Origin of the sequence: Marinobacterium sedimentorum (assembly GCF_024267675.1) — a bacterium.
Lineage (GTDB): Bacteria > Pseudomonadota > Gammaproteobacteria > Pseudomonadales > Balneatricaceae > Marinobacterium_A > Marinobacterium_A sedimentorum.
On the sequence record NZ_JALDYX010000004.1, the window covers coordinates 115,847 to 128,711 of the forward strand.

Genomic DNA, 12,865 nt, shown 5'->3' on the forward strand with positions numbered 1-12,865 from the left:
CCTATCTCGAAAGAGTGCAAGCCTCGTACAGGGTAGCTATGATGGCTTTTAGCTTGGCAACGGCTTTGCTACATCGAGGATAAGAGGGGCCGAGAGGGCCCCGCTGGACAATGGAGTGTTCATGTCGGAAGTACAGGCTGGAATATACGATGCGAGATTCAAGCGCTGTCGGGAGGCTGGCTTAAGCGTTGATGGCGCGATAACTGAGATCACCGATCAGTACCTCGACAGCAAGCCGGCTAGGCGGAGCAAGAAAAACCCGATTAAGGCGAGCGATCGCGATACAGCTTTCTGGACCAGTGACTTCCTTGCGCAACTAACATCAGATATCTGTGCATCCGAATCATTCGTACTGGCGCTTGCGCGTTACTTTGCTCAGGACGCCGTTTCCAATCAATCATTGCTGTTGCGCATAGCAGCGCTTGTACCTTCGGCCGTCAGGCGAGCCATTCGTTACTCGCGGCTGGTTATGAGGCCTGATTCGAAAAGATGGAGAGAAGTTGAGGCGCTGGCTGACAGCGATCCCGATCAGTTTGGTGCACTGGTCGCCATTTGCCGTCGGTTTCATATAGCGCACCAAGATCGTTTATCGCTGCTGGAAGAGTCTCGGTCTCCACTTACGCGCCTGACACCATTGGAACTGCTTTCATACTCCAGTCTCTACGCGTTCGAGTACCTGATTCCGACTGAAAAGGTGCTAGGTCAGGGGGCTGGCTCCGACAACGAGATGGAAGATCACTGGTATGCGTTCAATGACATCCTGCAGTGGAAGCTGGAATCGTTTGATTGTAGTGCCCTCAATCTATCGGTAGCCGATATCGGTCGGTCGCTACAGCAGCACATGTCGCCGTTCCTGTTTCCGTCCCCCGAGCACTCCGGCCAACACCTAGCCATCTACCAGTCTTTCGTACAGTTCGTTGCGGCGCAGCTCGAGTACAACAGTTTCATGTCCCGGTCGATCGACGCATTCTGTTACGACGACAGTATCCGCTTCAAACTGGTGGGTAATGACTTGACCATCGTTGAGGTGGATGTCGAAGAACGACAGCGATGGAAGCGTGGCGGTGAGAAGCTCGCAAGGTTGCACCAGTACTGGTATTACCGTGCAGTGGCTGAATTTTCCCGATCAGGCATGGAGGGGAAGGTAATAGGGCTCCCTGATAACCACGAGCGCAATCAGGCAGCAGTCATCAAGACATTACGGATTCAGCTTCAGCTAACCGAGGTGTACGGGTTAAGCGATCACCTGCTGACGGACAGCGGGCTTCGCGTTGATCTGTATCAAGCCCTACTATCAATGGAGCTAATGACTGCGTTTTACAATGCAGCCTTTATAGAGCCATTCAATCGCTATCTAGATGAAACCGGACACTGGTGTAAAGCGCTGTGCCTTCTGGCAATCGAAGGCCTTCAGGATGGGATGCAGAACCGATTTCCCATCACGTTCTCGGACCGCAAAGAAAAGATTGAAGCCATACGTAGCTGGACCGTGAACGAGGCCCTACCCAAGGGTAGCCTGAAAGCGGCAGAAGCCATACTCGATTTCTGGACCTCGGACTTGAAAGAACGGGCCGCCCAATTGCGCGACAAGCGCCACGGTCCGATACCAGAACTCCATGAGCGGCCAGTGCTGAAGATGGGCCGTTTCCTGTTTCAGTTACCGTGGCTGATGGCGTTCCAGAACAATTCTACGGCGGCACTTAACAACCTGCGCCGTATTGGGAGGCGAAGACAGGAAACCCGGGATGAGACCGAACGTATTGAGACACGGTTGGCGGAGCAGTTTGCTGCGCGTGGATTCAGAGTCGTAGCGAATTATCAGCCCCCTAAGACGGATGACGATGATCCGGGTGAAATCGATCTGATCTGTCAGCGGGATGGTTGCCTGCTAGTGCTGGAGGTCAAGTCTACCTTCTTGCGCAGTTCGCAGTTCGATGCCTGGCTGCACAAAACACAGACGCTGCGTAAAGCCGGGACGCAAGTAAAGCGGAAGATCGAAGCTGTTACCGAGGTGTTGAAGACCGATATGACCCTAGCAACTAGACTAGGATTGGAGCACGGCGCTGATGGCCTGGAAATCCATGGCTGGATTGTAGATACGTCGATTGAGCATGACCATGAGCGCTTTTCGGGCTTCCTGAAGGTTTCGCTCGAGGAGGTCCTGATTGCCCTGTGGGACAATGCGCATTATCTGAATGACCCAGCTGGCATATTTCGGAATCCACCGGTACTGGCAGCGAAGCCCGCGGAGGCAGGGCAGGAATTTGGATCGCTTTATCAGAATGGTATTTCCGGCCGGGACTTCGTTAACGCAGTCGAGCAGGAAACGGTCTGGAATGCGGCAAGTTAACAGGGATAAATTAATGATTGTTTGCTGAATTTTCCGATATTGCTGATGATACTGATTTATTTAATGGTATGGCTGTGTGCCGCAGAGAGATCTGTCTGCTGTAGACCCATTGCGGACGTCAGCCGACGTCTTCAGAATCTGTGCATAAGTCCTCGCTGACAACTGTGTTTTCATACAGTATATTGAGTATCGTCTAGCAAGCATGCGCGAATCGTCGCAACAGAGTGCTCGGTTTCCACTGGTATCAGGACCTGAATTAGTACAATATCAACGCATTAGGGATTGTCGGCTGGCGGATACTGCGCACAGCCTTGCACACAAACGCGCATGCTCGTTTTCAACGGAGGAAAATGGCTGTGGTATCTCGAAATTCTATTTTGTTCAATTGCTTAGCCGCGCTTAAACGCGGCATGCGCAGTATTATAATGTTAGGTCTCAAAGCATGGAAAGCCAAGAAGTCATTGATGCATTTCGTAACCAGCTAGATCAGGTGACTGCTCAAGGTGTTGATCAAGTGCAGGTTTCTGCGCTAAGGAATTATCTTAACGCCTTGGAACGGGACGCCGGGGCATCCCAAGAGTATCGACGACAAGAGCACGAAGGCATGCTTGCCCACTATTCAGCTCAAAGCCAACATAGCATTGAGATGTTAAAAGCAGTCTTGGAGGCTGGAAAAAGTGCGCTTCATGCATTGCTAATAATCAATGGCGGCGCGGTAATCGCGCTTCTCGGTGTTCTAGGAGGTTTGGCGGGAAAAGATTCTGGTGCCAAGTTCGCCAGCATGCTTGCGCTGCCGTTACTGCTATTCGGTGTGGGAGTTCTCGCAGGTGCTGTAGGGTTCTCATTTAGGTACTTTAGCCAGGCGTGTTACTCAGAAAGCGAGAAGGACGATGATAAATATCAAAAGCGGGGGCATGCCTTCAGGTATGCCACTATTGCATCTGTAGTTGTTGGGTTCGGTGTATTCGGTTATGCAATGTATGGTGCTTATAATGCGGTTACTTATGGCTTCATGCCCTAACAAGGCCAGTCAGCGCGACGTAAAAACCTCCGCTTTGCTCCGGTTTTCCGCGCCGGCTGGCAGCGTTAACTGTAAGCAAGGAGACGAGAGTTGACAGTAAGTCATTCGGACATGGAAGACGCGCTAAAAGAGTTAGGGTGTCGCACCGTCCATAAAGTGAAGAAGGTAACGGAATACATGCTGCCAGGAACGAAAGAACCATTTTACGTGCATGTAGAGAATCGATGCCCTCAAATTGTTGTTCGTCCAGCTTTTCACGAAGTGGCGCCTGAGCTTGGGAAAATAGAGGGAGTGCGCCCTAAAGATCCCTTCTACCATAATGCTGATATGACTAGGTTCCCGTCAAAGAAACACAAAGGCAAAACCGAATGCAATTTCGGGTGGGCATTCGAGTTCGATAACACCATGGCACTTAGGTCTTTCATTAATTTTCTAGTGTTCGTGGTGAAATAATCTAGTTAACAAGTCGCATCAGTACGCGGCCGATAGGCGCCGCTGTGCTTAGCGTTATATAAATTAAAGTGTCAATTTTTAAGGAAATGAAATATGAATGATGAAGTGATTGCACTCTTAGAGCGACTAGTATTAGTCAATGAAAATGTGCTTGATACTCTCTGTGATATTAAGTCTGAATTGGCTACTATTAATGAAGAGCTTGATTGGACTAAAGAGCATTCCCACAGTAAAGTGCACCTAGATAAGTTGGAAGACATTGAATCTAAATTGTTTGAAATAGAGTTAAACCTACCTGAGTAAATTTATATAACAAGCGCGTCAATTAGGACGCTCGCAAGCTCGCGCCTATTACGCGGGCGTTAATGTCCCCTTTGTGTCGTCTAGCGACCATCATGGCGCTCAGAGTCTCATAGCGTTGAGCGCGATAGCCTATTTTAGGTACAACTATGCTCAACCATCAGATCACTGGGAATTGAAATGACACAGGATACATCGTCGAAGTCATGGGCCGTCACAGGTAGCGTTGGCTGGCATAACAGCCAGGCATCAAGCTACTGGGATCGCATGCTGTCTATCGAAGAGGTTGCCTGTGTCCTGGGCGTCAGGATCACCGAGTTGAAGCATGCGGTGCAGCATAACCTGCCGCTAAAGGGGAAGAATCCGCCGGCCCTGAATCGTGTGACGAAAGGGAAGATGTACTTTGAAGGACGCGCTGTTAAAGCCTATATCGATAACTGATCAATACGACGTATTCGCACAGGGTCAAATGCCAGTCTGAAGCGTACACCGCGCTCAGCATGATGGCTAACCTGCCGTGGGCGGAGTGCCAACTTCACAGCGGCACCCTGAAGGCGCCACAGTTCAGGGTAACGTGACCTGATGCTGCCGGGCCCCTCAGTACTTTCAATTTTTAATTCGTATTTGCGCCATATCCCACTTGATCTCCGCAGGGTTTAACCGTTCGCTAGGCGTTCTTTCCGAGCCAGAAACCCGTTTCAGTATATCTACGGCGCCTTTTTGGCCCCTTCAAACCGCAATGCTTCTATTTGTGAATAGTCTTCCAGTACCACGGGGTTGGCCCTGCAGAAGTTGATGTCCTCCACCTCAGGCGGAGCTGTCGGCACCTGCATGAGATGCAGCAGGTAGATAGCCGTGGCAGCGCGGGTTTTAATGCACAGCACCTCGTCGCTGAAACAGCGCTCATGTCTGATGAGGGTCTGCTGTTCCGGTGTCAGCCCAGGGTTGGGGATCAGTCTTAGTTCTACCTCCCGCTGCCAGAGCCTATCGTGCGTCGGGTCCTCCAGCCGGGGGCCAAGTATTTCGCCACACGCCAGAATCCTCCCGAGCAGGAAGTCGCGATAATCCCGGTTTTTCTCGCAGAAGGCACGCAGGTGCCAGCGGTAGCCACTGGAGACCAGTGAGTGCGGAGCTATGATCCGTTCTTCTCCCTTTGGGCTGGTCATGGAGGCATAGGTCAGCTCCAGCCGCTGGCCTGTCCGGCAGGCTTCGACTACCTGACGCACGATACGTGGTTCTGCCCGGCGCTGGGGTGGGCGAATAACGCAGGTGTGGCTTTGTGACAGGGCGATGCGTTCAACAAAGCCTTCAAGGAAGCTGTGTGAATCCAGCAGGTTCAGGTATTCATCTACGGTGCCAGTCGTGAAGTGCGGGGTGAAGGTTGCTGAAGGTATATAGCCCTTCAGGTGAGCGTCGTAATCGAGGTTCTCCGGTACCATCTGCTTGTATTGATTGATATCCCGGGAGGCCTGCTGACGCTTGATGCCAAAGGTGTTGCACAGGTGATTGGTTGTCAGGCGCCCCTCCCACAGGGCAATGATCTCGATATAGCGATAACGCAGTAATACTTCCCACTTCAGATCTTTCAGTGCCGTCAGCATCCTACCTGTCCCTTTCAGGGTACATGTCCTGTTAATGGGACATGTACATGTATACAAATCTTACATGTGATCAAAATATAACCTAGTATTGGGCTCTCAACAACGGCTGATGGATAACGGAGGCGGTGATGTTTTCAAAACATGCCACACAACGTATGCAGCAGCGCGGTGTTTCAGGCCTGATGGTTGATCTGCTGATCGACTATGGCGCAGTCGACTACCACCGTGGCGCACAAGTGATCTGGCTCGACAAGCGTGGCTGGCGACAGCTATGCCGGGAGCTGCCCTGTACCAGGCAAGTGCTCGACAAGGTGCGCCGCTGCTACCTGGTGATGGCGGCTGGCATCGTGGTCACCGTTGGGCACAAGACCTGCCACTTCAAGACCAAGCGTCACTGAAGCTTTCAAACCGAGGCGATGACCATGGCGATGCTGCTTATATTGGTTGGTTTGGCCGTCATGATGGATCACCCCTTTTGGGGTGCGCTAATCGCGGGGCTTGGGGCGCTGGCTGCAAGTAACCCGAGCGAAGCTGACACCTGTGCGATCGGTATTGTCGGCGTGGTAGGAGGGTTGTTTCTGCTCTATGTACTGCACTCGTGCTCTAGTGCAATGCACCAGGCTGGTCTTGGCGGATAGTTAAACCAACTCAGCTGATCCTGAAAAACGATAAAAATGGAGGAAATTCCATGGCAAATCAATGGAATTACGCAAAGCTGGAAGGGCTGGGTCGTACCCGGTTGTCGGAAAACTTTTTTATGCGGGAGTTTTTGCACTCCGAGATCGCCCAGGCCCATGGTTTAACCAACGCGCCGGAAAATCCGGAGCTGGCGATCGAAGCGGGTAAGCAGCTGTGCGAGCAAGTGCTGGAGCCAATTCAGGCGGCCTGGGGCAAGGTTCATATTCGATCCGGTTATCGATCGCCCGAGGTCAATGCCCTGGGCAACAGTGCAAAAATGAATTGCGCCAGCAACGAGAGCAATCGGGCTGCCCATATCTGGGATGCGCTGGACGCTAGCGGCCAGATGGGTGCAACCGCCTGCATTGTTATACCCGCCTGGCTGGATCAGTTCGAAAAGACGGGCGACTGGGCGTCACTGGCCTGGTGGATTCATCATCAGGTGCCCGGCTACTACGAGATGGTGTTCTTCAAGAACCTCTGCGCCTTCAATATCCGCTGGTACCAGGGCAATGACGGCAACAGGACCATCCGTTCATTTTTGCCGAACCCTGATACGGGTGACAAGTCAGCGCTGATCAGTAAGGGTCAGATTCATCCGTACTACGCTTCAATGTCTGAGCCGCAGCGCTTTGCTGCGGCCCAGGCCATGATCGATGCACTTATTAGAGGTTGAGCTTCCAGTTGTAGCCATTATGCAACAGTCTCGTATCCTGCCGTGGGGGTTCCGTATTACACTGGCGGACCAATTAAACAGGTATCATCCGAAATCGCAGAATTAACGTGCTGTTCCGGATTTAATTCAAATAGTAGCCAGGGAAGGGGCGATGAGTTAGATGCTCATGCCGCTAGTGACAGAGAAAGCTTGTGCGGTGCTGCGGCGATCCAGCCTGCCGAGCATTGTTGGGTACCGGTAATATGAGACACGGCCCCGATATTTTCTGGTCAGGGAGCAAATCTCGCCTGCAGCACATTGGTCACTCTGTATAGCATGATATCCCACTCAGCTTTGCCTGGGAGGAGGCCCGTGTCAACCGGTGATTGAGCTACCTTGAATCAGGTACTGAGCACGAATCTGTTGAAGGTTTTGTGGTGATATCAGGTTGTGGTCAGCACCCCTGAGCAGAATCCAGATTCGATCTGGAAAGGAAAAGGAGTATTTCCGTGAGTATCCAAACGAAGCTTGAGCTGGCACGGCTCGAATTGCTGGACATGGGATTGCGAGGCAATCCGTTGTTGCATGTGCCGAAAACGACCAAGTTTTTGGATATCGTGGAAGAACGCTCCGAGGGCGTCTTTCGGATTCTCGTCGAGGATGGCAAGCCCATGGGGTTTCTGCCGTTGCCTGAGGCCTATGAGAAAGAAGGCGCCGGTGACGAAGAGCCGGCAGAACGGCTGCCGAGTCTGGACAAATATCTTGATCAGAAAGTGGGCGATTCGCGTTATGGAGATCTTTTCCTGCAGACAAGGTTGTCGTCCGATCAATTGGATACTCGGCTTCTTAAAATCGAAAACGAAGCGCATACACTGCTGAATGAGCAGGGAATCGATGTCTTGTATCTCGGGCTCGGCTTTCTTGAGTGGTACGAGGACCCGAATGCCTCGACACCCCGCCACGCGCCACTGGTACTTGTTCCGGTTGAGTTAGTCAGGGAGTCGGCACGTAATCGCTTCAAACTCAACTATACCGGGGCTGACCTGGGGCCGAACCTTACCCTGGCAGCTAAGCTAAAAGGGGAGTTTCGGGCCACCCTGCCAGACTTCGATGATGAGTTCGATCTGTCCGTTTACCTGAACGCTGTCGATAAAGCGGTGCAGGCGCAGCCACGCTGGAAAGTGGATACCGATCGTATTGGCCTTGGTCTATTTCAGTTCGGCAAATTTCAGATGTATGCAGATCTGGACCCCGCGAACTGGCCTGAGGCAGGAACGGGGCCGGATAGTGCTCTCTTAGGGCAGCTGCTTGATAAGGGCTTTCTGCGTGATGCTGACCTCCTGGAAAATATTGCCGATCACGAGCACATCAGCACCCCTGAAATACTTCACCTGATCAAGGATGCTGATTCCAGCCAGCTTGAAGCGATTCTGGCCGTAATGGAGGGGGCGAATCTGGTCATTCAGGGGCCGCCAGGTACCGGCAAGTCCCAAACCATCACCAACTTGATTAGCGAAGCGGTTGCGCGGGGCAAGAAAGTGCTCTTTGTTGCGCAGAAGATGGCGGCGCTGGAAGTGGTAAAAGCCAGGCTGGACGAGTGCCATCTTGGGGATGCTGTTTTAGAGCTGCATAGTCATAAAAGTAATAAGACCGCAGTGTTGGATTCTCTTCAGTCTGTATTTGGGCAGGGAAAGCCACAGTCACCAGACCGTTCAGTTGAGTATCGGCGTCTGAGCGCTGCACGTACTCAGCTAGATGAGTATGTGCAGGCTATCAGCCAACCGATACTCAACTCCGAAATGAATTTTGTCGAGTGTCTGGGGCGTATGCTCGACGTTCAGAATGATCCACGTCTGGAAAAGCTGGCACGTATCCGTTTCGACCTGCTGCGAAACTGGGGACGTGAGGAGCTCGGAACGGCGACTCGGGCGCTTACGGCAACGCAGAATTTTCTGATTGAGTTTGGTTGTCCTGACGAGAACCCTTACAGCAGCTCATCCCGCCGAACCCTGTCACCTTCTCAGGAGCAAGATCTACGCAAGTATGTCAAAAAGGCTCGGGAGTCTTTGGATACGCTGGTGGATGATGCTGACGAACTCGCCAGTCAGATGCATCTACCGGAAGTGGAAACGTTCGCTGATCTTCAGGTGCTGTATCGGGCTGGCAAGCGAGCCTTAGACGCACCGCATTTAAGTGGTGTTCGTCTAACGACGCAGGATTGGCAGGTACGTCGTGACGAGATCAACGAGTTGATCGAGTGTGGTGTAGCAATGGCTGAAATTCGTTCGAATCACAGCCAGCGTTTCATTGATGCTGTGTTTGAGGCGGATCTGTTGCCCATCAGAATGGGGTTGGCTGGTCGGGCTGATAAGTGGTGGCGAAGCTTCTCGGGCGAGTATCGTCGTGCCAGGCAAGCGCTTAGTGGATATGCGCAGGGTAAGCTGGAAGGGAGTCCTGTCGACTGGCTGGGATGGGTGGATGACTTGCTGGCGCTTCAGAAGAAACAAAGACGCTTCAGTGAACTGGAGCCAACCGGGACTGCGCTTTTTGGCGCGCAGTGGCAAGGAGAGCGCTCTGACTGGACCGTACTGAAAACCCTTAAGGAGTGGATCGTCGACCTCTATGAAGCGATCGGCAATGGAGAGCTTCCTCAGGGGCTGACTGATTTCCTCCAGGCCGAGCCGGATCTGAAGGCCTGGGAGAGTCAGATAAATGCGCTTGAACCCCGATACCAGCAAGTGGATGGCTTACTGAAGGGTTTGATCAAGTTTCTTAATTGGTCCGCTGGGCTCAGCGATGACGATGATCTCGATGACTGGAGTGAGCGCCTTGAGCATTGGGAGGATACCGCAGCACTTTACAATGCAGTGCGATTCAATCAGCTACAGAATGATTTAAAAGAAGCAGGGTTGGGCTCTTTGGTTGGGGACATTCGCAAATGGCCGCATGCCCCCACTGTGTTGGTGCATTGGTTGGATTACAGCTATTACTCTGGCTTGGTTGATGCTGCTTACGCTGAATTACCTCAAATTGGGCAGTTCGATAGGCTTACGCACGAGCGTTTAGTCCAAGAGTTTGCTGAACTTGATAATGCGTCTTTCAGCTATGCGCAGGAGGCGCTGGTCGTAAAGCTGCACAAATCGCTTCCAAGCCTTAATGCGCCAGGCGAGATGGACGTTCTGCGCCGTGAATTCAGTAAAAAGCGCCGTCATATAGCTATCAGGCGTCTCATCGGTGAAGCATCACATGTCATTCAGCAGGCCAAGCCGGTCTTTATGATGAGCCCGATGTCCGTCTCTACTTATCTGCCACAAGGCAAGGTTGAGTTTGACCTGGTGATCTTTGACGAGGCGAGTCAGATACCGGCCCCTGAGGCGCTGGGTGCTATTATGCGTGGTGCTCAAGTCGTGGTGGTTGGCGATAGCAAGCAGATGCCGCCAACCAGCTTTTTTAGTCGCTCGGTAGAAGTCGATGAAGAAGACGCGCAAGAGAGTGTTACAGCGGATGTTGAAAGTATTCTTGGCCTCATGCTGTCTCGTGGCTCGCCCGAGCGGATGTTGCGCTGGCACTACCGTAGCCGCCATCACTCGCTGATAGCCGTTTCTAATGACCAGTTTTACAACAATCAATTGCTGGTATTCCCCGGGTCTGGCGCCAACCCGCATGCTACGGGCCTGAATCTCAACCTAGTTAAGGATGCGCACTATGACCGAGGTGGTTCGAGAGCTAATCTCGGGGAGGCGCAGGCCGTAGCGTTAGCAGTGCTGGAGCATATCCGGCACAAGCCGACTCAATCGCTCGGAGTGGTTGCCTTCAGTGTCGCGCAGCGTGAAGTAATTGTACTGGAGGTGGAGCGCCTGCGCCGTGAATACCCAGAGACTGAAGAGTTCTTTAAGTATCATGCCGGCGGTGATGAGTTCTTTATCAAGAATCTCGAGAATGTTCAGGGGGATGAGCGCGATACCATTTTCATCAGCATCGGCTACGGACGAACAGCTGCTGGTACTCTTGGGCTGAATTTTGGCCCCCTCAATAGCAAAGGAGGGGAGCGTCGTCTCAATGTGTTGATTTCACGCGCAAGGCTTTCGATGGAGGTGTTCTGTAATTTTACTGCAGATGAACTCAAGGTTGATGCCAGCTCTGCGTTCGGGCTGCGTGCGTTGAAAGTATTCCTGAAGTATGCCGAAACAGGAGTTTTGCCTGCCAGCCAGGAAACAGGCCGCGAACCGGATTCGCCTTTCGAAGTTGAGGTCAAACAAGCCATCGAGCGTCTTGGATACGAGGTGGAGCCCCAGGTTGGATGTCAGGGGTTCTATATCGATCTGGCTGTGCGCGATCCGAATAAACCCGGGCGCTTTATTCTTGCCGTTGAGTGCGATGGCGCCAGCTACCACAGCTCAGTGGCAGCACGAGACCGCGACCGCTTGCGGCAGTCCGTCCTGGAAGGGCTCGGTTGGCGTTTCCATCGTATCTGGAGCACCGAGTGGTTCCGAAATGCGGCGGCTGAAACCGGGCGTTTGAAAGAAGTAATAGAAGGGTCCATCAGGTATCAGGATAATCTGGATTCGCAGACCGATGCTGCACTACCGAAGAATGAATCAGCCGTCGTTGCCCCGGAGATCGTGAGGTCGAAACTAGCGGACGATAGCGCCACAATTCCCCCCTATAAGCCAGTCAGCCATAAAATACTCGGGATGCCCGTCGTTAATGATTTCCTTGGCATTCCTGACAGCATAGTGTGCACGGCCATCAAGGCCATAGCTGAAGCGGAAGGTCCGGTACACATCAACTTACTGACCAGCCGCTTGCTTGTAGCCTCCGGCCTCAGTCGTGCCGGACAGCGTATCCAGAGCAAAATGGTTGCCTGTATCGTTACACTGCAAGCTTCTGGCTTCGTCCAATGGCGTGATGATTTTGTGTCGATACCCAACCAAGTGATTGCTCTGCGTGACTGGAGCGACCTGCCTCCGGCTCAGCGCAAGTTTGAAATGGTGTCCAACGATGAGTTGCGGCATGCGCTACTCGTAACTGTTCGTGACGGTTATAGCCTGGAGCGCGCGGACTGCATGAGTGCGGCTCTAAGCTTAATCGGTTTCAAGCGACTAACCACGGCCATCAAGGTGCGCCTTGATGGGCTTATTGACGGCTTAATCGGCGAGAATCGTTTTGTCGAAAGCGGTGGGCGGGTGCAACTTAGTAGTCTTGTGCGAACGGAATTCCTGTGACGTAAATCGAGCGACTGACTGGTAGAGGAGTGGCATGGCACCTTTCGCGAATAACAGGCTTGAATAGTGCTCATAGGTAGGTTGGTACTTTTTTTTGAATAAAAGTAATAAAGATTATTGTTTTTTCGGCGCCGATGAAATGCGAATTTCTTTAACTAACTGATTTATATAGGTAATTTTTTGTTGGTACGGTAGGTGCAAGTATCTAGTCAATGAGCCGGAGGATTAGATATGAGCAAGCAGGTATCAGCACCAGTGCACGAGTTCGACAATGAACAAACTGAAGAGCTCGAAATTACGGAACACGCGATGAAGCGTATGAGTCAACGTGGCCTGGGTGATGATGATGTGGAGTTGACCCTCCGCTATGGCAGGAAAATCCATGCGCGTCGTGCAGTGTTCTATGTGATTGGACGTAAGGAAATCGCCCGGTATTGTGAGCAAGAGCCGGCCCTGAAGGATCTGGATGGTGTGCAGGTCCTAATGGATTCCGGCTGTTCTACAGTGGTGACTGTCTATCGTAACCATGACCTTCGTTGCATTCGTCCGTTTAAGCGCAAGCATCGGCATTTGCATTGATTG

10 protein-coding genes are annotated in these 12,865 nt (G+C 52.2%); 9 read left to right on the plus strand and 1 reads right to left on the minus strand.

The genetic code is table 11. The features are described 5' to 3' along the window. Window positions 1-121 precede the first annotated feature (121 nt). From MRS74_RS06050 to MRS74_RS06070, 5 genes are all read left to right on the plus strand, one after another. On the plus strand, window positions 122-2,350 hold the full coding sequence (locus MRS74_RS06050; protein WP_254579382.1) for a PDDEXK family nuclease: 2,229 nt from the start codon (window positions 122-124) through the stop codon (window positions 2,348-2,350). 442 nt (window positions 2,351-2,792) lie between these two features. Next, window positions 2,793-3,371, plus strand: a complete 579-nt coding sequence (locus tag MRS74_RS06055) for a hypothetical protein (RefSeq protein WP_254579383.1) — start codon at window positions 2,793-2,795, stop codon at window positions 3,369-3,371. Window positions 3,372-3,461: 90 nt separating this feature from the next. Next, complete coding sequence (locus MRS74_RS06060; protein ID WP_254579384.1) at window positions 3,462-3,824, plus strand: hypothetical protein; 363 nt, start codon at window positions 3,462-3,464, stop codon at window positions 3,822-3,824. A gap of 93 nt (window positions 3,825-3,917) precedes the next feature. Next, the gene (locus MRS74_RS06065) at window positions 3,918-4,127 is read left to right on the plus strand and encodes a hypothetical protein (protein WP_254579385.1); all 210 of its coding nucleotides are present in this window, start codon (window positions 3,918-3,920) and stop codon (window positions 4,125-4,127) included. A gap of 177 nt (window positions 4,128-4,304) precedes the next feature. Continuing rightward, window positions 4,305-4,565: a hypothetical protein gene (locus MRS74_RS06070; protein WP_067384991.1), complete on the plus strand. Its 261-nt coding sequence runs from the start codon at window positions 4,305-4,307 to the stop codon at window positions 4,563-4,565. 266 nt (window positions 4,566-4,831) lie between these two features. Here the strand turns inward: MRS74_RS06070 and MRS74_RS06075 are convergent, their stop codons facing one another. Further along, the gene (locus MRS74_RS06075; RefSeq protein ID WP_254579386.1) at window positions 4,832-5,725 is read right to left on the minus strand and encodes a WYL domain-containing protein; all 894 of its coding nucleotides are present in this window, start codon (window positions 5,723-5,725) and stop codon (window positions 4,832-4,834) included. Between the two features lie 128 nt (window positions 5,726-5,853). On the opposite strand from MRS74_RS06075, the gene MRS74_RS06080 reads away from it, so the two are divergent. The 4 genes from MRS74_RS06080 (at window position 5,854) to MRS74_RS06095 (ending at window position 12,862) form a co-directional block, all read left to right on the plus strand. Beyond that, window positions 5,854-6,123: a hypothetical protein gene (locus tag MRS74_RS06080; RefSeq protein ID WP_084783899.1), complete on the plus strand. Its 270-nt coding sequence runs from the start codon at window positions 5,854-5,856 to the stop codon at window positions 6,121-6,123. Window positions 6,124-6,413: 290 nt separating this feature from the next. Then, window positions 6,414-7,079, plus strand: coding sequence for a D-Ala-D-Ala carboxypeptidase family metallohydrolase (locus tag MRS74_RS06085; RefSeq protein ID WP_254579387.1), 666 nt, complete (start codon window positions 6,414-6,416; stop codon window positions 7,077-7,079). A gap of 488 nt (window positions 7,080-7,567) precedes the next feature. After that, complete coding sequence (locus MRS74_RS06090; RefSeq protein WP_254579388.1) at window positions 7,568-12,283, plus strand: DUF3320 domain-containing protein; 4,716 nt, start codon at window positions 7,568-7,570, stop codon at window positions 12,281-12,283. Between the two features lie 231 nt (window positions 12,284-12,514). Continuing rightward, window positions 12,515-12,862 (plus strand): DUF4258 domain-containing protein, encoded by a 348-nt coding sequence (locus MRS74_RS06095; RefSeq protein ID WP_254579389.1) that lies wholly within the window; start codon window positions 12,515-12,517, stop codon window positions 12,860-12,862. The last annotated feature ends 3 nt before the right edge of the window (window positions 12,863-12,865 follow it).